The following is a 19,673-nucleotide window of genomic DNA, read 5'->3' on the forward strand; positions in this document are numbered from 1 at the left end:
CAAGGGGGAAGGCCTAGACTGTGCCCCATGGCGGGTGCGGCAAAATTCAGCGGTGTAAATAGCAAGGGCAGATGGTATCTGCGCCTGTCTATATTGGTGATCTGCCTTTTTGCGGTGATCGTCATCTATGTCAGCAACCAGTTCCTGACCCAGCGCTTTACCGAAACCATCCGCAACCGGTCCGAGGTGCGGCTGGCGCTTTATGTCAATACGCTGGTCAGCGAGCTCCAGCGTAACTCTGTTGTGCCGCCGCTATTGGCGCGTGACCCTGATCTGATCTCGGCACTGGAAGACAAGAATTATTCGCTCTCTACCGCGCGGCTGTTGTCGTTTGTGGATGAAATTGGTGCAGCCTCGCTGATGCTGCTTGATGGTGACGGGCGGTCGGTTGCGGCAACGGATCGAAATCGCCTGGGCGAAAACCACCGGGCCGCCCCCTATTTCGTGAATGCCCAACGCACGAACCAGACGGTCTATTCGACCTACCAGAACGAGGACGGCGCGTTTTCCTTTGTCTATTCCCGCCGGATTGAAAACGGGGCCGAGTTTCTGGGCGTCATCATGATTGAAATTGATGTGCCGCGGCTGGAACGCAGTTGGTCGGGGGTGTCGGACGCGGTTGTCGTGATCGACAGCGCCGGCCAGATCATCATGACAACAGAATCCCGTTGGCGCGGCCTTCGCGAAGAGGATGCGCTGGCCCGACAGTCTGCGCCATCGGCCATTGTGCGCGCTATCCGCGCGACCCAGGGCTGGGCGGCATTGCCGGCTGACGCCTATTTGCGGGGCGAGGCGGTCTTGCGCCGCGAGGCGCGCGTCCCGCATCAGGGATGGCGCATGCTGAGCTTTACCACCTATGCGTCGGTGCGCGAAAAGGTGAACGGGATTTTGGCGATCGAGGTCATGGGATTCGCCCTGCTTTTGGCGATCGCCTTCTATTTCATGTCCCGCAAGACGGCGTCGCGGCTGGTGTTCTTTCAGCGTGAGTCAGCAGAGCTTCGCGCATTGAACCGTCGGCTGCAGCGGGAAATTGCCGAACGTGAAAAGGTCGAAAAGACCCTGCAAGTGGCCGAACAGACGATTGCACAATCCTCAAAACTGGCCGCATTGGGCGAGATGTCGGCGGCTGTCAGTCACGAGTTGAACCAGCCATTGGCGGCGATGAAAACCTACCTGGCCGGCGCGCGCCTTTTGTTGCAGCGCAAACGCCCTGACGAGGCCTTGTCATCCTTTCAGCGCATTGATGATCTGCTCGAGCGGATGGGCGCGATTACCCGCCAGTTGAAGTCCTATGCCCGAAAGGGCTCGGACGCGTTTGAACCCGTTGACACAAGGGCTGCAGTGTCCACAGCGCTGGCCATGATGGAGCCGCAGCTTAAGACGCGGGCGGTCAATATCATCCGCACATTGCCCAATGAACCGGTGATGATTTTGGGGGATCGGCTGCGGCTGGAGCAGGTGATCATCAACCTGTTGCGCAATGCATTGGATGCCACCAAGAACGCGGCCAATCCGACGGTCGAAATCCTGCTGGTTGCCGGTGACACTGTCAGCCTGCAAATCCGTGACAATGGCGACGGGATCGAAAACCTGGGCGAGCTGTTCGAACCCTTCTACACAACCAAGGAACCCGGCGATGGCGTTGGGCTGGGGCTTGCCATCTCATCAGGGATCGTAAACGATTTGAGCGGACGTCTGACGGCCCGTAATGCGGTCGATGGCGGGGCCGTGTTCGAAGTGCAATTGCCCCGCTTGAAAGAAGACGTCGCGGCGGCAGAGTAAGGAAAAAAGTTATGTCCAAGGCTATGAAAATCGCAATTGTCGATGACGAGAAAGACATGCGTCAGTCGATCAGCCAGTGGCTGGCCCTGTCGGGCTTTGACACCGAGACCTTTGCGTCGGCCGAAGACGCGCTGAAGGGGCTGGGCAATGATTTCCCCGGCATCGTGGTCAGCGATATCAAGATGCCCGGCATGGACGGCATGCAGTTTCTCAAGAAGCTGAAAGGCGTCGACAGCTCGTTGCCTGTGATCATGATCACAGGTCACGGCGATGTGCCTATGGCTGTCGAGGCAATGCGGGTCGGCGCCTATGATTTCCTTGAAAAACCGTTCAACCCGGATCGCATGACCGAATTGGCCAAAAAGGCCACACATGCCCGCCGCCTGACCCTGGATAACCGCGCGCTGCGCCGGGAATTGTCGGATGGGTCCGCGTTGATCAAAAAGCTTATCGGCCAGTCCGAACCCATGGCCCGCCTGAAAGAGGACATTCTGGATCTGGGCCAGGCCGATGGCCATGTTCTGGTCGAGGGTGAGACAGGGACCGGCAAAACCCTTGTGGCGCATGCCCTGCATGCCGTTGGCGCCCGCGCCAACAAGAAATTCGTCCTGCTCAGCTGTTCGGCCTATGACGAGGAAACCCTCGCCCGCCGCATCTTTGGACCCGCCAATGACGACGAGCCGATCCCGGCCATGGAAGAGGCCCGGGGCGGTACATTGGTGCTGGAAGATATCGAGGCGCTGAGCCATGCGCTGCAGGCCCGGTTGCTGACCGCGATCAACGATCAGGGAACGCCCGCAGAAACGCGCATCGTTGCGATCTGTAACCTGCAGGAGCAGGACAAGACCTGTGAAAGCGTTCTGCGCCCCGACCTGTTCTACCGTCTGGCCGCCTTGCGGATCACTGTCCCACCATTGCGTCAGCGCGGCGAAGACATCCTGACCCTGTTCACCCGCTTGGGCGAGCAGTTTGCGGATGAATATGGGTGCGATGCACCTGAGGTCAGCGCCCAAGAGGCCGCCCAGCTATTGCAGGCCCCTTGGCCCGGCAATGTCCGGCAGTTGATCAACGTGGCCGAGCGCGCCGTGCTGCAGAACAGACGCGGCACCGGGTCCATCGCCTCCTTGCTGATGGCCGACACCGAAGACAGCAAGCCGGCCATGACCACAGAAGGTAAACCGCTCAAAGAGTTTGTCGAAGCCTTCGAACGGATGCTGATCGACAACACGATGCGCCGCCACAAGGGGTCAATCGTCGCTGTGATGGACGAGCTTTGTTTGCCCCGCCGGACCTTGAATGAGAAGATGGCCAAATACGGGTTGCAGCGGTCCGACTACCTGTAGCACCGCGCGGTGCAATGCGCGTCCAGCCGTTAATCGTCAGCGTTGCGTTGCATCACCGGTCTCTGCATGCACGCCGAGCAAAAACCTGCGTGGGTCTCCGCCGCTTTTTCCAATCAGGTAGATCAAGTAGGGCGCGAAAAACAGCATCCCCAATGGTGGCGCAAGAACGCCAAGGGAGATGCCACCATTCGTGAACCCCTGTCGCCACGCCATCCAGATCCCGGACAGGACCAGGTAGCAAGCGAAATCGACGTTGAATTGTCCTTGCCAGGACAATGCAAGGATTGGCCCGACATACGGGCTGATCAGGTCGAAACCTTCGTTTGTGACGGCCGTAAGCGTCACCAGAACCATCGCGAGCAAAAGTATTGTCAGGGTCGTGCGCAGCTGTGACATGATGTTTCTCCGATCTGGGGTTAGTCTGTCGCGGGGCGCCACAATGGGCCGACGGCCAGAAATAGAAAAAGAATGTTCCAGAGGACGTTGGGCCAGTTGCCGGACGTGATGGAGCCAAGGCTGTCGAGACAGAACCAGGCCAGCGCGCTGGTCAAAAGCGTCTTGCGCACCGGTTCGGGTGCCAGATCATAGACCCAGATCGACAGGCACCAGACCATGACGCCCCAGCCGACCAGAAAGCCCCCGGTCAATGCGGAAAGGAACCAGATTTCAGGTGCGTCGTAGGATGGGAATCCATCCAATGGCCATGTCAGAAGGTCGAGGCTCCATCTTGCGGGTTCGTTGAAGGCGGGCATTGTTGCAAGCGTCAGGATCGGCCCAAAGCTTGCGATGGTCAGCGCTGAAATCTTCAGCCAGAATTTGTGCGTGGTCTGGGTTGCCATTGTCGTGCTCCAGGTTTCTTTGTGGCCCAGCCCTAGCGTGATGCGGGTCGGTGTCGCAATTACCTGACAGGTAAGTGAATTCATCCGCGCTTATGTTAGGTTTCGCATATGACCGGATTCCCAAACTCGCTTAAATCGTGGCGCAAGGCGCGCCGTCTTAGTCAACTTGACCTTGCGCTAGAGGCAGATGTTTCGGGGCGGCATGTGTCGTTTCTTGAAACCGGTCGGGCCCAGCCCAGCCGTGAGATGGTGATGCGACTGGGCGAGGCGTTGCAGATGCCGCTGGAGGCCCGCAATCATATGTTGACGCAAGCAGGCTTTGCCGCCCGCTACGGCGGGCGTGACTGGTCGGATACGGAGATGAACCCGATCCGGCGGGCGGTTGAGCGGATGCTGACGTGCCATATGCCGTTTCCCGGGATTGCCGTTGACCGGCTTTGGACGATCCGGCAGGCCAATGAGGCCGCGCGCGCCTTGTTTGGCATGTTTGGTGTCGGTGTCGGTGACAGCCTTTTGGCGCTGATGACCTCGGATGTGTTGCCCCCTGTGATCGAGAACTGGCCAGAGGTGGCCCACCACGCCGCTGCCCGTTTGCGCGTCGAAAGCATGGCGCAAGGCGGTGTGCCTGAATTGGATCAGGCCGCCGCGGCGCTGGCGCAGGTCGGGGGACATACTGGCGGGGATGCTGGCCCCGTGATCCCAACGATTTTCAACGCCGGTGATACCCGTTTGAGCCTGTTTGCAACCATTGCCCAGTTCGGCACGCCCGACGACATCACGCTCGATGATCTGAAAATCGAACTTTACTACCCGATGGATGATGACACGGCCGCCGCACTTGAGGCATTGGGGCAGGCCTGAAATACGGCGTTTGGGCCTGTGGAGGCAAATTCTGCTTTGATTTCCGAAGGGTGACGTGCGCCGGATGGGCCGCCACAGTACCTGACCCAGCGCGCGATTGCATCACGCGTCTGCAACGGTCCAACGAAATTGCCATTGTAATACGTAGCGTTCCTCCCTTATGTAAGGGGTACGGATGCCCGCGCGATGTTGCGCGGAGCCATTCGGGAGAATTCTCTGTCTTGGTTGATTTGGACCGTGGGTCCAACACCGGTTGGACAGCTGATTTGGTCGCTACGACCAGAAGAACGCCCTGGCTGTGTCTACTCAAGCGCAGACCGGGCCCTGAACGGGCCGCATCCTTACGCGGTCGGAGAAGAAACGCGATGCAACGCGCAGGAATTGACAGGCAAAACAGTGCGGTCCCGAGGGACCCCGGTTTTGCCCGCGCGCACATCGCCTTAATCAAACATATAACACGGGTTTCCGCGCCTTCCGGGGCGCCGCCGGGGTTACGTGTGAACGGAAAAAATGCCAAAGAAAATGCTAATAGATGCCACGCACGCGGAAGAAACCCGCGTCGTTGTGGTCGATGGGAACAAAGTCGAGGAATTTGATTTCGAAAGCCAGTTCAAGCGTCAGCTTGCAGGCAACATATACCTTGCGAAAGTCACGCGCGTAGAGCCATCGCTTCAGGCGGCTTTTGTGGACTATGGCGGCAATCGCCATGGCTTCCTCGCGTTCTCGGAAATTCATCCTGACTACTACCAGATCCCGGTCGCCGACCGTGAGGCGTTGATCGCCGAGGAAAAGGCCTATGCCGAAAGCCTCAAGGCCGAAGCAGACGCCGAGGATGAGGAAAAGCCAAAGTCCAAACGCCGCCGCAGCCGGGCCAAGCCAAAGGCCGCCGCCGTCGAGACCGATGATGCGGTCGCAACCGCTGATGTCGAGACCCCGGAAGAGGAAACATCCGGCGATATCAAGGGGATGGAAACCATCGACCTTGTTGCCGAGGATGCCGAACCCGAAGAGGGTACATCGCCGATGATGACGGTCTCCGAGACGCCGGTGGAAACACCGGCCGCGGGTGAGGATGACGACAGCGACGACGATGACGACCAGCCGTCAAGCGATCCGCGCAGCAAGGACGAATCCATCGAAAGTGTCGCCGAAGAGGATGACACCGATGAGGTCCGCCCGGTCCGCAAGCCCCGCCCCAAGCGTTACAAGATCCAGGAAGTCATCAAGGTTCGTCAGATCCTGCTGATCCAGGTCGTCAAAGAAGAACGCGGCAACAAGGGTGCCGCCCTGACCACGTATTTGTCGCTGGCCGGTCGTTACTGCGTCTTGATGCCCAACACCGCCCGTGGCGGTGGTATCAGCCGCAAGATCACCAATGCCGCTGACCGCAAGAAGCTGAAGGAAATCGCAGGCTCCATGACGGTTCCTGATGGTGCCGGGCTGATTATCCGCACTGCCGGGTCGCAGCGCACCAAGGCCGAGATCAAGCGCGATTATGAATACCTGCAACGGATGTGGGAACAGATCCGCGAACTGACCCTGAAATCAATCGCACCCGCGAAGATTTACGAGGAAGGTGACCTGATCAAACGCTCGATCCGTGATCTCTATTCCAAAGAGATTGACGAGGTCATCGTCGCAGGCGAGGCGGGTTATCGCACCGCCAAGGACTTCATGAAGATGATCATGCCGTCCCACGCCAAAAACGTGAAATACTACGCCGAACAACTGCCCCTCTATGCCCGTTATCAGGTCGAGGGCTATCTGAACGGCATGTTCAATCCGACGGTCCAATTGCCGTCGGGCGGCTATATCGTGATTGGTATCACAGAGGCGCTGGTTGCCATTGATGTGAACTCTGGTCGTGCGACCAAGGAAGGCTCGATTGAGCAGACCGCGACCAAGACCAACCTGGAGGCCGCCGATGAGGTAGCTCGCCAGCTACGCCTGCGTGATCTGGCTGGTCTGATCGTGATCGACTTTATCGACATGGACGAGCGCAAGAACAACGCCGCTGTCGAGAAACGTTTCAAGGACAAGCTCAAGACGGATCGCGCCCGCATTCAGGTTGGCCGCATCTCGGGCTTTGGTCTGATGGAAATGTCCCGTCAGCGCCTGCGTCCCGGCATGCTGGAGGCGACCACCCAGATGTGTGCCCATTGTCATGGTACGGGCCTCTTGCGGTCTGACGACAACGTTGCCCTCGCCATTCTGCGCCAGCTTGAAGAAGAGGGCGTGCGGGGTCGGTCCAAAGAGGTCCTTGTCAAGGCGCCGATCACGATTGCCAACTTCCTGATGAATGGCAAACGCGAACATATCGGCGATATCGAGGCCCGTTACGGGATGTCCGTGCGGATCGAATGCGACCCTGCATTGGTGTCGCCAGATTTCGCCATCGACAAGTTCAAGACGGCAACACGTGTTGTTCCAGATGCCGCGCCGGTTGTGACATCCGTTGTGATGATGGATGGCGATGATGCGGATGCGGTGGAACTGCTGCCCGAGGCGGAAGAGGCGGAACCGCGCCCCGATGCTGCCGAGGGCGAGGATCGGCCAAAGCGCAAGCGGCGCCGTCGCCGGCGGCGGCGTGGCGGTGGCAATGGTGGTGAGAACCAGCAGGCCGAGGGGCAGAACACCGCGCAATCCAGCGAGGAAACAGCAAGTGCCGACGCCCCAGCTGAGGCACCGGTAGAGGCGCCCGAGGCGACAGAGGAACCCGCGAAGGAAGAAAAGCCCAAGCGTCGTCGCACACGTGCCAAAAAGGATGCCGCCCCGGCCGAGGACGCGGTGGAACCTGCGACGTCCACCGATGCGAGCGCAGCACCTGCCGAAGAGGCGCCCGCAGCAGAGGAGGCCAAGCCTGCCCCCAAAAAGCGCACCCGGACCCGCAAGAAGTCGGAACCAGCCGATGCGGCTACGGACGACGCGCAAGCCGCAGAGCCTGCGCCAGCCGCCGAAGAAGAGAAACCCAAGCCCAAGCGCCGCAGCAGGGCCAAGCCCAAGGCCGCCGCAGAGGCACCAGCCGAGGCTGAAACTGCTCCGGCAGAAAAAGCGGCGCCCGCACAAGAAGCACCCGTTGCCGAAGCCGCGGTTGCCGCTGTGGCCGAAGCAACCGCACCGGTCGCAGAGGCGGCACCTGCCCCAGAAGAGAAACCCAAGCCCAAGCGCAAGGGCTGGTGGTCATTGGGACGCGGTTAACCGCGGCACGCAATAGACCGCAAAAAAAGGCATCGCCCCCAAGTGGCGGTGCCTTTTTTGTTTCGCGCCCGGTGCGGCTATTTCTTTTTGATCAGATAGACCTGCGCATCATCCTGATCCTGCATGTCGATCAGTTCGTGCCCGGCCTCTGCACAGAAATGCGGGACGTCGACAATCGCTGCCGGATCATCGGCCACCATGCGCAGGACTTGGCCCTGCGCCAGCCCCTGCAGGCGCTTGCGCGCTTTTAGCACGGGTAGGGGGCACAATAGGCCTTTGGCATCAAGATCTGCATCATGGGTCATATGCAGGCGTTAGGATGCATGTTTCAGATTGTCCACCAACTTGTGAGAATTTGCCCCGGTGACCTGTGAGCGCTTCTGCCGTAGGAAGTGCCAAAGGGGAACGAAATGTTTGAAGCCAGTGCGATTTTTGACGCAGCATTGCTGCCTGCCATGCTTGTGGCGCTGTTTGGGGGGCTTTTGTCCTTCCTCAGCCCTTGTGTGCTGCCGGTGGTTCCCCCGTATCTGGCCTATATGGGCGGCGTGTCGGTGACCGAACTGGAAGAAGCACGCGCCGCCCGCAGGCGCGTTCTGATTGCAGCGGCCTTTTTCGTTCTGGGCTTGTCGACGGTGTTTATCCTGCTGGGTATCGCCTTTTCGGCGATGGGCCGGATGATCCTGCAGGTGCAGGATTGGTTCATCTATTTCGCAGGGATCACGATCATGATCCTTGGGGCGCATTTCATTGGGGTCTTTCGGTTTCGTTTCCTTGATCGCGAGGTCCGGATGGAAGCGGGCGACAGGGGCGGCTCGGCCTTTGGAGCCTATATTCTGGGGCTGGCCTTCGCCTTTGGGTGGACGCCCTGCCTTGGTCCGATCCTGGGGGCGATCCTTGGGCTGGCCACGATGGAAGGTGACGTGACCCGCGGCACCGTGCTGCTTGCGGTCTATGCGATTGGTCTTGGCATTCCGTTCCTGCTGGTTGCGGCGTTCTTCCCGCGCCTGAAAGGGGTGATGGCCTGGATGAAACGCCATATGGACCGGATCGAGCGGACCTCTGGCCTGCTGTTATGGACCGTCGGGCTGATGATGCTGACCGGGCAGTTTGCGGCATTCAGCTATTGGCTGCTGGAACGTTTCCCGGCGCTGGGTGCGATTGGCTAAGCCCTTATGTTTGGCGTCGTGATGCGCTAGCCTGCGATAAGTGGATCGCAAGCAAGGGATGGCGATGACCGAAGGCTCCAAACGGGTTTCGCGACGGCGTGTCTTTCACATTCCCGGTTATGATCCGATCCATCCACGGCGCTACCGCGAACTTTATCGCAGCGAATCGGCTGCGCAGGCCGATATCAGCGGCTATCAGATCGGCGTGCAGGCCGCGGCGTCTGACACAGGGTTTCGCTGGGATGTGCAGGCCCGGATCGACGATTGCGATATCCGGGCCGATATCAATGTGCTCGTCTGGTCAGATATCGTGCGTGACAGCATGGCCCAATCCATTCCGGCCACCTATTGGCAACTGGTCCGGACCGCATGGATCTACCTGACAACCGGGACCTTGCGCCGCCTGATGTGGATGCGCAAAGGGCCGGTCATTGCGGCCCTTTATCCGGTGGTGATGCTGATCTTTCAGCTTGGGCTGGCCTTGGGCGTCGGATGGGTCCTGGGCCGCTTTGCCGAAAACGGATTGGTGTGGCTGGGCGGGTTTGCTGGCGGCGGGGTTCTGATGGTGTTGGCATGGCTTGGCTGGGGGCTGAAATATGCGATCTGGGTGGTGGTCACTGGTGCAATCCTGCGGGCGTTCAAAGCGAGGGATCACAAGCTTTTCGCCTATTACCTGATGCACGACTATGCGTTCTCTGCCCGCCAGTGGGGGGCCAATCCGCCCGAACTTGATGCGCGGATGGAACAGTTTGCAGCGACGATCAAGGCCGCCTTTACCGATGATATCGACGAGATATTGATCGTTGGTCATTCCTCCGGCGCGCATCTGGCGATCAGCGTGGCCGCCGATCTTATTCGCAGCGGGGCTGTCGGCGGGCAGGGGCCGCGGCTAGCGCTGCTGACCTTGGGGCAGGTGGTGCCCATGATGTCGTTCCTGCCCCGGGCGGAGGTTCTGCGGCGGGATCTCGCGTTTCTTGCCGCACAGGATGCGGTGGCGTGGGTTGATGTCTCGGCCCCCGGTGACGGGTGTTCCTTTGCGCTATGCGATCCGGTGGCGGTGACAGGCGTTGTGCCGCCCGGAAAGAAATGGCCGCTGGTGATCTCGGCTGCATTTACCCAAAGCCTGTCACCCGCGCGGTGGAAGGCGCTGCGCTGGCGGTTCTTCCGGCTGCATTTTCAATATCTCTGCGCCTTTGATCAGCCCAAGGATTACGACTATTTCCAGATCACCGCCGGCCCGGTTTTGTTGGCAGATCGCTATCGGGACAGGCAGCCATCGAAATCCCGCATCGACGTCGCCGCCTCGAAATTCACCTCGCTCGCGCCATGACAACCCCGTTGCCCCCAAAGCCACCGTCGCGACCTGATAACGTCTCGCTGTGGCGGTATATGCGGTTATTCCGACAGGATATCCTTTCCGCGCAGCCCGCAAGGCTTTACGGGGCATGGATGGCGGCGTTTCGAACGCCCTTCTTTCGCAGCTATCTGATCAATGACCCTGATCTGCTGCGGCTTGTGCTGTCCGAACGACCGGATGACTTTCCCAAATCCGACCGGATCGGTGCCGGGTTACGCCCGCTGTTGGGCGAGAGCGTCTTTGTCACCAATGGCGAGATCTGGAAGCGGCAGCGGCGGATCATTGACCCCGCTTTCGAAGGCGGGCGTTTGCGGGACACATTTGCGGGGATCAAGGCCGCAAGCGATGCAGGTGCTGTGCGGTTGGCATCACGTGCAACGGGCGCACCCGTCGAGATAGAGGCCCTGACCAGCCATATCGCCGCTGACGTCATTTTTCGGACACTGTTTTCGATCCCGATTGAGGATGAAACCGCCGCCGCGGTCTTTCAGGCATTTCAGGCCCATCAGCAAAGTCAGCCGATCCTGAACCTTGCCGCGTTCATCCCCGGGCCGCGTTGGATGCCCCGGTTCTTCAATCGCAAGACCCGGCAGACAGCACGCACGATCCGCAGATTGATCACCGGGATGGCTGACGCACGACAGGCGGCGATTGATGCGGGCGCTGCCCCTGATGATCTTGCCACAAAGATCATGACAACGCCGGACCCGGTATCTGGGACCTGCTTTTCCAAGGACGAAATGATTGACCAGATCGCGATCTTTTTTCTGGCCGGGCATGAAACCAGCGCCTCTGCGCTTGGCTGGGCGCTGTATCTTCTGGCGCTTTATCCGGACTGGCAGGACCGCGTCGCGGCAGAGGCGGCGGCCTATGATGGCAGCTTTGCGGGCTTGTCATCGCTGAAGATCACGCGCGACGTCTTTCGCGAAACATTGCGCCTGTATCCACCCGTGCCAATGATGGTGCGCCAGACGGTGCAGCCCGAGATGTTTCGCGACCGGTCCGTGGCACCCGGTGCGCAGGTTGTCATCTCGCCTTGGCACCTGCACCGGCACACACGGTTCTGGGACAATCCTGACGGGTTTGATCCGGCGCGCTGGGATGGTGACGCGGCACGGCAGGCGGCGCGTCATGCCTATCTGCCATTCTCGACGGGGCCGCGTGTGTGTAGCGGCGCTGGTTTTGCGATGATCGAAGGGGCTGTTGTTTTGGCCGGGCTTTTGCGGGCTTACCGGTTTTCGCTGGTCCCCGACAAAACCCCCGTGCCCATGGCGCAACTGACGGTCAGATCGCGTGCCGGGATCTGGCTGCGATTCGAACCACGTGACAAAACCGTTTCCTAAACCGCTTAAATTATTAACATATTCTTAACTTTAGCCGTAAATTTGAAACGCTGAGATCTAGAAATGCGGTGTAAATGCCTCAATTCGTTCACATTTGCGCCAAGTGCCGTGGCGATCCGCTAGACATAAAAGGGATTTTGTGATCCAGTGGTGACGTAGAGTTAGTATCCAGTTGCCTTTTTTCCGCCGCATTGGTTAACAATAAGTGCGCACAGGGACGGGTTTTCAATCGGGGGATGAAATGACCATCAGTATACCAGGTTCGACCAAGTTGGGACTGACAGCGCTGCTGAGCAAGAAGCGGCGCATTTCGACAGACGTGACCGGCAAGTTGAGCGCGGCCAAAAAGCCGCTTGAGGGACATGAAGTTGCAAAGCTGTTTCAGCAGAACGAAGCAGCCGCACGGGCCATGCGTCCGGCAAAACTGAACGACAATGAGAAAGAAGATCGCGCGCAGCTGAACAGCCTGCGTGGGGCGCTCTATTCCAAAGACTGATCGGGCGCGAGCGCGCGCGCTAGTATATAGACACGAATGGCCGATGCGAGACCGACATCTCCGCGGCCTTCGTCTATTTCAGAGGCAAGCCCATTGATTGTCTTGCCGCTGTCATCCGCGATTTTGCGGAACTGATCCCAGAAAATGTTTTCAAGCGACACGCTTGTGCGATGCCCGCGCAACGTGAGCGAGCGTTTGATCGGGCGGCTGTGATCAGTCTTCATCGTCGAACTTCAACTGCGACAGCCGGTCCTGTGCCTGCTTCTCGCGCGCCGCATCCAAAAGCCGTTCGGCCTTGGTGCGGCCAAACCGGACAGCGTTTGCATCTGCCCTGGCTTTTGCCGCCGCCCGATCTTTTGCCTTTCTGGCCTGGTTGAGGTTGACCGGCTTCACTTGGGGCCAATCATGTCCTCGGGGCGCACGACCTTTTCGAATGTGGCGTCATCAACAAAGCCAAGCTTGATGGCTTCTTCTTTGAGGGTCGTGCCGTTCTTGTGGGCGGTCTTGGCGACGGTGGTGGCGTTGTCGTAACCGATGGTGGGGGCCAGTGCGGTGACGAGCATCAGGCTTTCGCGCATCAGCTTTTCGATCCGGGTCTTGTCGGCCTGAATGCCGGCGACGCAGTTATCGGTAAATGCCACCGCGGCATCGCCAATCAACTGCATGGATTGCAGGACGTTATAGGCCATCATCGGCTTCATTACATTCAGTTCAAAATGTCCCTGTGACCCGGCAAAACCGACGGCGGCGTCATTGCCCATGACATGGGCGCAGACCTGTGTCAGTGCCTCGACCTGCGTGGGGTTCACCTTGCCCGGCATGATGGATGAACCGGGCTCGTTTTCGGGCAGCATCAGCTCGCCCAGGCCGCAACGCGGGCCAGATCCGAGCATCCGGATGTCGGCGGCGATCTTGTAGAGGCTGGCGGCCACTGTTTTCAACGCACCCGACATTTCGACCAGGGCATCATGGGCGGCCAGCGCCTCGAACTTGTTGGGGGCTGTGACGAAAGGCAGGTTTGTGATGTCGGCCATATTCTTGGCGACGGTTTCACCCCAGCCTTTGGGGGTATTCAGCCCGGTGCCAACGGCTGTCCCACCCTGGGCCAGTTCGTAAATAGCCGGAAGCACGGCCTTGATCCGCCGAATGCCCATTGCAACCTGATGTGTGTAGCCGGAAAATTCCTGCCCCAGTGTCAGTGGCGTGGCATCCATTGTATGGGTTCGGCCGATTTTGATGATATCACCGAATTCCTGCTGTTTTTGCGCAAGCGCTGCATGCAGCTTGGCAAGCCCGGGCAGCAGAATATCATGTGCGGTGGTTGCGACGGCGATATGCATCGCGGTCGGGAATGTATCGTTCGAGGACTGCCCCATATTGCAATGGTCATTGGGGTGGACGGGGTCCTTTGATCCAATTGTGCCGCCAAGAATCTCGATGGCCCGGTTGCCGATGACCTCATTGGCGTTCATGTTCGATTGGGTCCCTGAACCGGTTTGCCAGACCACAAGCGGGAAATGATCATCCAGCTTGCCGGCAACCACCTCGGCGGCGGCGGCGATGATCGCATCGGCGCGTTCGGCGTCCAACTTGCCGCGATCCTTGTTGGCCATCGCGCAGGCCTGCTTGATCACCCCAAGGGCGCGCACGATCGCAACGGGCTGCTTTTCCCATCCGATGGGGAAGTTCATGATGGATCGCTGTGTCTGGGCGCCCCAATACCGGTCCGCGGGGACCTCCAACGGGCCAAAGCTGTCTGTTTCGGTACGTGTTGCGGTCATGGTCGGCCCCTTGCGTTGTCTGTCACCGCTGGGTGTAAGCCGCCATTTGAGGGCGTGCAAGATGGGCTACTTGCGGAATTTGTCCAGACTGACAACTTCGGCTTCCTGACGGTCGCCCGGTTCATCGTCTTCGGGTTCGACCATTTCCTGCATGGGCGCTTCTTCGACCGGCTCTGCCTCGTCCTCGGCATGTTCCTCGGTTTCAAAGCGCAATCCGAATTCCACTGACGGATCAACGAAGGTCTTGATCGCGTCATAGGGGATATAAAGTGTTTCGGGATTGTCACCGAAATTCAGCGTGATGGTGAACCCTTCATTGGTGACATTCAGGTCATCAAACCAGTGCTGGATCACCACCGTCATTTCGCCCGGATACCGGTCTGACAACCAATCGGCGATCTCGACATCCGGATGCATCGTGTCAAAGGTAATGAAAAAGTGGTGCGCGCCGGGCAGGCCTTCCTTGGCGATCCGGCCAAGCACTTCCTGGATCAAGCCCCGCATCGCGCGGTGCATCAGATTTCCATAGTCGATTGAACCTGTCACGACATGTCACCCCTTGGTCAGTGCGTGGGATCAGCATAGGGGATTCGAAGGTAGAGTGAAGGGCCGATCTTATGCCCCGCCAGCAATCGCCCAGTGCAGCAATCCAACGCCCGCCAATGTGATCAAAACACGCGGCAATGACCACCCGCGCCATAGCAGAAGGATCGCAGCCACGACGGCAAGCCCCACCGCAACCGGATCAACTGTTCCGATCACAGGCCGGATCGTCTGCACCGGTCCCCAGACCAGCGGTTCAACGGTTCCAAAGAAGACATGTGCCGCAAACCACAGTGACAGATTAGCGATCACACCGACGACGGCTGCCGTGATAGCGGCCAACGCCCCGCGCAAACGCGGCCGTCCGCCCAGCCAGTCAATCAAGGGCGCGCCTGCGAAAATCCAGATAAAGCAGGGCACAAAGGTCACCCAAAGCGTCATCAACCCAGCCCAGAGCGCCATCGCAACCCCGCCCTCTGCAGCGCCCGCAACCATGCCGACAAACTGCGTCACCAGGATCAGCGGGCCGGGTGTTGTTTCCGCCAGGCCAAGCGCATCCATCATTTGCGCCGTGCTGAGCCATTGAAAGTCAACGACCACCTGCTGGGTCATATAGGCCAGCACGGCATAGGCCCCGCCAAAGGTGACGACCGCAAGCTTTGAAAAGAACAGGCCGATATCGGTCAGAAAGGGCAGTTCAAGCATATATGCAAGGATCAGCGGTGCCGCCCAGATCGCCGCCCCGACAAGCACGATGCGCAGGCTGTGCCCAAGGCGGGCAGGCGGGGCCGGTGCTGCAGCAGGACCTGTAGTTGACCGCGCGGCACCGATCAATGCGGCCACGGCGATGACAAGGGGGAAGGGCAGGGCCAGAAAGAACAGGGCCATAAAGCCCGCCACGGCAATCAGCCCATCAATAGGGCCGGTCAATGCCCGGCCAGCCACCTTGATCAGCGCCTGAATGACGATGACGACAACGGTGGCCTTGATCCCCAGAAACACCGCCGCCACCCAAGCCAGATCACCATAGGTGCCATAGGCCAAGGCCAAACCGGCGATGACAATTGCGCCGGGCAGAACAAACAGGCCACCGCCGATCAACCCGCCAAGGATGCCGCGCTGCTTCCATCCGGCATAGGTGGCCAGTTGCATCGCCTCTGGTCCGGGAAGCAGCATGCAAAATGACAGGGCGCGTAGGAATTGATCCTCGGTCAGCCAGTTGCGGGTTTCGACCAGCTCCTTGTGCATCAATGCAATCTGGGCAGCAGGCCCGCCGAATGACATCAACCCGATCCGTCCAAAGATCCGTATCAAATCGCTGATCATACCCGTCTGTCCGCCGGCCAGTCATGGCTTTCGCTTTGCCCGTCGCGTGCCCAGCGATAGAGCGCATCATAAAGCCCCATGCCCGCCGCAAGCTGCGCGTTGTCGTCTTTATACATGCGCGACAACCCGACCGAGAGCGCCAGCAGCCCGGCGGCTTGCGGGGATTGATCATGTCGATTGGTGTCAGCCGCCCGTACCACAGTGGCCAGCGCATCAAGGGCCGGATGTGACAACCCAAACTCTGCAATCATGGTGTCAAAGGTGCAGGCATCGCCCCGGTGGCTCCAGAATGTATCTTCGATATCAAAAGGGGTGGCATTGAACCGCTCTGCGACGGCCGTGACCTCTGCGGGCGGTACGAACAGGAATGTGGCGCCCGGGTCCACGAAGCGGCGGATCAGCCAGGGGCAGGCGATCCGGTCGATCTTGGGGCGGTGGCGCGTGACCCATTGGTTGCCCGGTATTGCGGCTGCCGGGACCCGCGGCAGTTTGGCGTCGCGCCAGCCGTGGTTTCCGCCAGACAAGACCTGCGCATTGACGCCATTCGCGCGCAGCGATGCCGCCACACCATGTGAGAGCTTTGCGCCCTTTTGACAGATCACCACAACTTCACGGCCCGCCACACGCGCAGTCAGCCCCGCCGGATCGTGGTGTGCATGCCGAAAGGCGGTTGGGATCAGGTAGGGGTCGTCGTCGTGGTCGTCGTCAATGCAGACATCGACCAAGATCGGGCATTGTGGCGTGCCGATCAGGCGCATGAGATTTGACGGGGATATTTCGGTAAACGCAGCCATGATGCATCCTTTCTGAAGCGGTCAGTGGATGCGATACTTTGGCCTTGGCCTTACGGGGCGTTCGCGGACCCCATGTCATGGTTGTGCGCAATCCGGCATGAGGCGTCAAGCCTATCCAACGATGCGGCTGATCTCGCGCAGGATCTTGTCCCGGATGGCGGCGGGATATTCGCGATGGGTGCGGGCGGTGATGACAAAGCCGTCCCGGGTGATCACGGCGCTGCGGTAGAAATTGGTGATGGCAAGGCCCATCAATTCAATTGCAATCCCGTTGATGGTCACGCCTGCGCGTTCGGCTGCTTGCCGGGCGGCGCGCACATCCGAGCCACCATTTGGGGTGCCGTCGCCCGAGACGTCAATCACCTTGCGGGTGCAATCGGGAACCGCATCAAAAAGCGGCAGCGAGAAGTAAATCGCCTCTGCCGGGGCGGTGTCGGACAGCACAAAAGCGCGCTCCATCAGTCGGGCCTGTGTGGCGAGAATATCGGCATCAAGCGCGGTCCGGATGCGCCGCCAGGGGATCGAGACCGTCTGCCGATCAACGCCCGACCATTGCACAACCGTGACAGCCACATTGGTCCGGATCATGGTCTCGACAATCTCGGGGTCGCGCAACGCATCTGCCAGCCCGTCGGTCTGTAGCCGGTATTCGGCGGGGTCGATGGAATTCGACACATCAATGGTGAGAATCAGGGCCGTTTCACAGGCAGATGCGATAGCGGGGATCAGTCCCCAGCAGGACAACGTCAACAATCGAATGAATTTCATAAAATCATCCTGCGAAACATGTACGATCAATTCAAGTCGCATCAATGTGACGTAGGGGAAAGGTCGTTTTTACGGTTTCTTCCCACGTTCTGCCCAATTCTGCCCAGAAGTCGGCGCATTTGCGCGTGAGACAGTGACACTAACAACAACTTCAGCGCGTTTTCGACCACCACTCACACCGGGTCGTCAGCGTGTCATGCGACAGAAAAGGTCCTCTCATGCCCAACAAGCGTTCCATCCGTCTTTCATCCATGGCCGTGCTGGCCGCAATCGGCACCACATTTGGCGCGGCATCTGCGGCGGAAGAGGGCGCTGCCCAATCCCAGCTGATCATGACCAGCGCATTGAACAGCTTTGTCCATCAGACCGTCGCATCGGCCTGCATGATCAACGCGGATGTCGCCGTTCAGACCGAGATGCAGGAGCTCGCCGATATGCGCAACACATTCAACGCGCATCTGACAACCTTGGTCGCTGATGGGAAAATCGCCGAGGATGACGCGGTTTTTGTCGGATGGCGCCCGTTTGACGAATCCATCAGCATGATCCTCGCCGGTGATCGCCCCGACGCCTATATCAAAACCATGAAAAAAGCCCAGCCCGCGCTGGAATTTGCGACCCTCGCCCTGCTTGATGAAAGTGTGAACGCCTACGGCGAAGCAGAGGGTGCGACGACCTCAGAGATCCTGACGCTTGATCTGCTGGAACGGCAGGACATCCTGATCCACAAGATCAAGCTGCAAGCCTGCGAAATGGCGGCTGAGACGCCAAGCGTCGAGGCCAAAGCGACATTGGATGACCTTGTCGATCTTTACCAGGTCAGCCTGACGGCGCTGACCAACGGCATGCCAGAGGTCGGCATCGCCGCCCCAACGGATTATGCCGCAAATCAGGTTCTTGCCGCGGCTTCCTTTGACTGGCGCAACATGCAGCCCGTCTTGCAGAGCATTGCTGAGAACGGCACCGCCACCAGCACCGAGCTACACGGCTTGCAGGTCCGCAGCACGACGCTAGGCAATCGGATGGCCGCATTGGGCGACATCTATCTTGCACCCGCCGTGGACGACGCCGCCCCTCGCGTGGCATCACTGGTTGGGGCCGCCGACTAACAGCGGCCTGTCCGCAAGCATTCAAGCCACCGCAACAGCGGTGGCTTTTTTTGTCTAACGTCTTGGAGCGAGCGGTTTATGTCCCGCGACACTGGTTGCGCAGCCAAAGAAGTGGGACCGCGTCGTGACCTCAAGGCCTGCCTCGCGCAACGCCGCAGCCATATGTCCGCAGCTTTCAAAGTTACGCGTATATGTGCCGATCATGCTGAAATCATTGGCGCCCCGCAGGAAAAACCGTTCGATCATCGGCAGCAAGCGATCAAGGTAGAGGCGATAGACCGGGCGCAGGATCCAGCCTGTCGGGTCCGACGCCTCGATCAATGAGAAATGCCCGCCGGGCTTGAGTATTCTGGCGATCTGATCGGCCAATCGTGATTGTTGGGCGGTGTTGAAGGTCTTTAGCCCAAAGGTGGACACGACCATATCCGCATGGTCCGTGGGCAGGTCCGTTTGCAGCGCGTCGGCCTCAAGATGGGTGATGCGTTCGGCATAGGCGCTGTGCAGTTTATCGACCGCCTGCAGGTGCATCTGATGCGAGATATCAAGCGCTGTGATCGCGGACACATCGGGAAAACGGCGCAAAAGGTGGGGCCAGACCTCGCCCGTGCCAGCCATCAAATCGACAACGATACCGTCTTTTTCAACCCGCCGCGGGAGGTTCCCGACACATTGCCGCCGCCACAGCCAGATGAAACCAAACGAACTGATCGCACTCCACCAGCGATAATTCGACGAGCAGCGATCAAACAGGTCTGCCACGAAATCGGGGTCATAGATGTCTGGCTGGCCGGATTTGTCTTTATCTGTCATCCGCATTTCTGCAATCTCTGTCCCCGGTCACTGTTGTCAAAGATGCGGGCGAAGTCCAGTAGAATGATGTCATTTTTCATTTTACGACAGTATTTTACATGCAAAACTTCATGCGTCCATAGCGTCTGAAAACAAAAATTGGCTCTGCTCATGATTG

At 59.3% G+C, this 19,673-nt stretch carries 20 protein-coding genes; 9 read left to right on the forward strand and 11 right to left on the reverse strand.

Annotated features, from left to right (window positions below; all coding sequences use genetic code 11):
* Positions 1–27 precede the first annotated feature (27 nt).
* Positions 28–1,782 carry an ATP-binding protein gene (locus AABB31_RS02450; protein WP_342076005.1) on the forward strand — a complete coding sequence of 585 codons (1,755 nt, stop codon included), beginning with the start codon at positions 28–30 and terminating at the stop codon, positions 1,780–1,782.
* Positions 1,783–1,793: 11 nt separating this feature from the next.
* Entirely contained in the window at positions 1,794–3,125 is a 1,332-nt protein-coding gene (locus AABB31_RS02455) for a sigma-54 dependent transcriptional regulator (RefSeq protein WP_342076004.1), read from the forward strand.
* Positions 3,126–3,161: 36 nt separating this feature from the next.
* Here AABB31_RS02455 and AABB31_RS02460 read toward each other — a convergent pair whose 3' ends face one another.
* A complete protein-coding gene (locus AABB31_RS02460) occupies positions 3,162–3,521 on the reverse strand; it encodes a hypothetical protein (protein ID WP_342076003.1) in 360 nt (119 codons plus the stop codon).
* A 20-nt stretch (positions 3,522–3,541) separates the two neighbouring features.
* Complete coding sequence (locus AABB31_RS02465) at positions 3,542–3,964, reverse strand: hypothetical protein (RefSeq protein ID WP_342076002.1); 423 nt, start codon at positions 3,962–3,964, stop codon at positions 3,542–3,544.
* 108 nt (positions 3,965–4,072) lie between these two features.
* Between AABB31_RS02465 and AABB31_RS02470 the strand changes: the two genes are divergently transcribed.
* The gene (locus AABB31_RS02470; RefSeq protein WP_342076001.1) at positions 4,073–4,825 is read left to right on the forward strand and encodes a helix-turn-helix transcriptional regulator; all 753 of its coding nucleotides are present in this window, start codon (positions 4,073–4,075) and stop codon (positions 4,823–4,825) included.
* 510 nt (positions 4,826–5,335) lie between these two features.
* On the forward strand, positions 5,336–8,023 hold the full coding sequence (locus AABB31_RS02475) for a ribonuclease E/G (RefSeq protein ID WP_342076000.1): 2,688 nt from the start codon (positions 5,336–5,338) through the stop codon (positions 8,021–8,023).
* A 77-nt stretch (positions 8,024–8,100) separates the two neighbouring features.
* Here the strand turns inward: AABB31_RS02475 and AABB31_RS02480 are convergent, their stop codons facing one another.
* Entirely contained in the window at positions 8,101–8,328 is a 228-nt protein-coding gene (locus AABB31_RS02480) for a sulfurtransferase TusA family protein (protein ID WP_342075999.1), read from the reverse strand.
* Positions 8,329–8,433: 105 nt separating this feature from the next.
* Here AABB31_RS02480 and AABB31_RS02485 point away from each other — a divergent pair, with 105 nt between their 5' ends.
* The 4 genes from AABB31_RS02485 to AABB31_RS02500 all read left to right on the forward strand — a co-directional run bounded on the left by AABB31_RS02485 (position 8,434) and on the right by AABB31_RS02500 (position 12,385).
* Positions 8,434–9,189, forward strand: coding sequence for a cytochrome c biogenesis protein CcdA (locus AABB31_RS02485; protein ID WP_342075998.1), 756 nt, complete (start codon positions 8,434–8,436; stop codon positions 9,187–9,189).
* A 64-nt stretch (positions 9,190–9,253) separates the two neighbouring features.
* Complete coding sequence (locus AABB31_RS02490) at positions 9,254–10,519, forward strand: hypothetical protein (RefSeq protein WP_373635827.1); 1,266 nt, start codon at positions 9,254–9,256, stop codon at positions 10,517–10,519.
* The gene (locus AABB31_RS02495; RefSeq protein WP_342075997.1) at positions 10,516–11,889 is read left to right on the forward strand and encodes a cytochrome P450; all 1,374 of its coding nucleotides are present in this window, start codon (positions 10,516–10,518) and stop codon (positions 11,887–11,889) included. Before AABB31_RS02490 ends, AABB31_RS02495 begins: the two co-directional genes overlap by 4 nt.
* A gap of 241 nt (positions 11,890–12,130) precedes the next feature.
* Positions 12,131–12,385, forward strand: a complete 255-nt coding sequence (locus AABB31_RS02500) for a hypothetical protein (protein ID WP_342075996.1) — start codon at positions 12,131–12,133, stop codon at positions 12,383–12,385.
* Here the strand turns inward: AABB31_RS02500 and AABB31_RS02505 are convergent.
* The 7 genes from AABB31_RS02505 to AABB31_RS02535 all read right to left on the reverse strand — a co-directional run bounded on the left by AABB31_RS02505 (position 12,370) and on the right by AABB31_RS02535 (position 17,597).
* Positions 12,370–12,609 (reverse strand): ribbon-helix-helix domain-containing protein, encoded by a 240-nt coding sequence (locus tag AABB31_RS02505; RefSeq protein ID WP_342075995.1) that lies wholly within the window; start codon positions 12,607–12,609, stop codon positions 12,370–12,372. The two genes, AABB31_RS02500 and AABB31_RS02505, sit on opposite strands and share 16 nt — an antisense overlap.
* Entirely contained in the window at positions 12,599–12,778 is a 180-nt protein-coding gene (locus AABB31_RS02510) for a DUF4169 family protein (RefSeq protein ID WP_342075994.1), read from the reverse strand. The genes AABB31_RS02505 and AABB31_RS02510 overlap by 11 nt, the downstream gene beginning before the upstream one ends.
* The gene (gene fumC / locus AABB31_RS02515) at positions 12,775–14,166 is read right to left on the reverse strand and encodes a class II fumarate hydratase (RefSeq protein ID WP_342075993.1); all 1,392 of its coding nucleotides are present in this window, start codon (positions 14,164–14,166) and stop codon (positions 12,775–12,777) included. Before fumC ends, AABB31_RS02510 begins: the two co-directional genes overlap by 4 nt.
* 66 nt (positions 14,167–14,232) lie before the next feature.
* On the reverse strand, positions 14,233–14,712 hold the full coding sequence (locus tag AABB31_RS02520) for a ClpXP protease specificity-enhancing factor SspB (RefSeq protein ID WP_342075992.1): 480 nt from the start codon (positions 14,710–14,712) through the stop codon (positions 14,233–14,235).
* 69 nt (positions 14,713–14,781) lie between these two features.
* Positions 14,782–16,035, reverse strand: coding sequence for a chromate efflux transporter (gene chrA, locus AABB31_RS02525; RefSeq protein WP_342075991.1), 1,254 nt, complete (start codon positions 16,033–16,035; stop codon positions 14,782–14,784).
* Complete coding sequence (locus tag AABB31_RS02530) at positions 16,032–16,829, reverse strand: sulfurtransferase/chromate resistance protein (protein WP_342075990.1); 798 nt, start codon at positions 16,827–16,829, stop codon at positions 16,032–16,034. The genes chrA and AABB31_RS02530 overlap by 4 nt, the downstream gene beginning before the upstream one ends.
* A gap of 111 nt (positions 16,830–16,940) precedes the next feature.
* Entirely contained in the window at positions 16,941–17,597 is a 657-nt protein-coding gene (locus AABB31_RS02535; RefSeq protein WP_373635381.1) for a DUF1194 domain-containing protein, read from the reverse strand.
* A 218-nt stretch (positions 17,598–17,815) separates the two neighbouring features.
* On the opposite strand from AABB31_RS02535, the gene AABB31_RS02540 reads away from it, so the two are divergent.
* Positions 17,816–18,706 (forward strand): hypothetical protein, encoded by an 891-nt coding sequence (locus tag AABB31_RS02540; RefSeq protein ID WP_342075988.1) that lies wholly within the window; start codon positions 17,816–17,818, stop codon positions 18,704–18,706.
* A 54-nt stretch (positions 18,707–18,760) separates the two neighbouring features.
* On the opposite strand, the gene AABB31_RS02545 is transcribed toward AABB31_RS02540, so the two are convergent.
* The gene (locus tag AABB31_RS02545) at positions 18,761–19,516 is read right to left on the reverse strand and encodes a class I SAM-dependent methyltransferase (RefSeq protein WP_342075987.1); all 756 of its coding nucleotides are present in this window, start codon (positions 19,514–19,516) and stop codon (positions 18,761–18,763) included.
* Positions 19,517–19,673 lie beyond the last annotated feature (157 nt).

The organism is Yoonia sp. SS1-5 (genome assembly GCF_038443705.2).
Taxonomy (GTDB): Bacteria; Pseudomonadota; Alphaproteobacteria; order Rhodobacterales; family Rhodobacteraceae; genus Yoonia; species Yoonia rhodophyticola.

Coding starts and splice junctions, on each gene's coding strand:
- AABB31_RS02450 (WP_342076005.1), top strand. CDS start 28: ATGGCGGGTGCGGCAAAATTCAGCGGTGTAAATAGCAAGGGCAGATGG.
- AABB31_RS02455 (WP_342076004.1), top strand. CDS start 1,794: ATGTCCAAGGCTATGAAAATCGCAATTGTCGATGACGAGAAAGACATG.
- AABB31_RS02460 (WP_342076003.1), bottom strand. CDS start 3,521: ATGTCACAGCTGCGCACGACCCTGACAATACTTTTGCTCGCGATGGTT.
- AABB31_RS02465 (WP_342076002.1), bottom strand. CDS start 3,964: ATGGCAACCCAGACCACGCACAAATTCTGGCTGAAGATTTCAGCGCTG.
- AABB31_RS02470 (WP_342076001.1), top strand. CDS start 4,073: ATGACCGGATTCCCAAACTCGCTTAAATCGTGGCGCAAGGCGCGCCGT.
- AABB31_RS02475 (WP_342076000.1), top strand. CDS start 5,336: ATGCCAAAGAAAATGCTAATAGATGCCACGCACGCGGAAGAAACCCGC.
- AABB31_RS02480 (WP_342075999.1), bottom strand. CDS start 8,328: ATGACCCATGATGCAGATCTTGATGCCAAAGGCCTATTGTGCCCCCTA.
- AABB31_RS02485 (WP_342075998.1), top strand. CDS start 8,434: ATGTTTGAAGCCAGTGCGATTTTTGACGCAGCATTGCTGCCTGCCATG.
- AABB31_RS02490 (WP_373635827.1), top strand. CDS start 9,254: ATGACCGAAGGCTCCAAACGGGTTTCGCGACGGCGTGTCTTTCACATT.
- AABB31_RS02495 (WP_342075997.1), top strand. CDS start 10,516: ATGACAACCCCGTTGCCCCCAAAGCCACCGTCGCGACCTGATAACGTC.
- AABB31_RS02500 (WP_342075996.1), top strand. CDS start 12,131: ATGACCATCAGTATACCAGGTTCGACCAAGTTGGGACTGACAGCGCTG.
- AABB31_RS02505 (WP_342075995.1), bottom strand. CDS start 12,609: ATGAAGACTGATCACAGCCGCCCGATCAAACGCTCGCTCACGTTGCGC.
- fumC (WP_342075993.1), bottom strand. CDS start 14,166: ATGACCGCAACACGTACCGAAACAGACAGCTTTGGCCCGTTGGAGGTC.
- chrA (WP_342075991.1), bottom strand. CDS start 16,035: ATGATCAGCGATTTGATACGGATCTTTGGACGGATCGGGTTGATGTCA.
- AABB31_RS02530 (WP_342075990.1), bottom strand. CDS start 16,829: ATGGCTGCGTTTACCGAAATATCCCCGTCAAATCTCATGCGCCTGATC.
- AABB31_RS02535 (WP_373635381.1), bottom strand. CDS start 17,597: ATGAAATTCATTCGATTGTTGACGTTGTCCTGCTGGGGACTGATCCCC.
- AABB31_RS02540 (WP_342075988.1), top strand. CDS start 17,816: ATGCCCAACAAGCGTTCCATCCGTCTTTCATCCATGGCCGTGCTGGCC.
- AABB31_RS02545 (WP_342075987.1), bottom strand. CDS start 19,516: ATGACAGATAAAGACAAATCCGGCCAGCCAGACATCTATGACCCCGAT.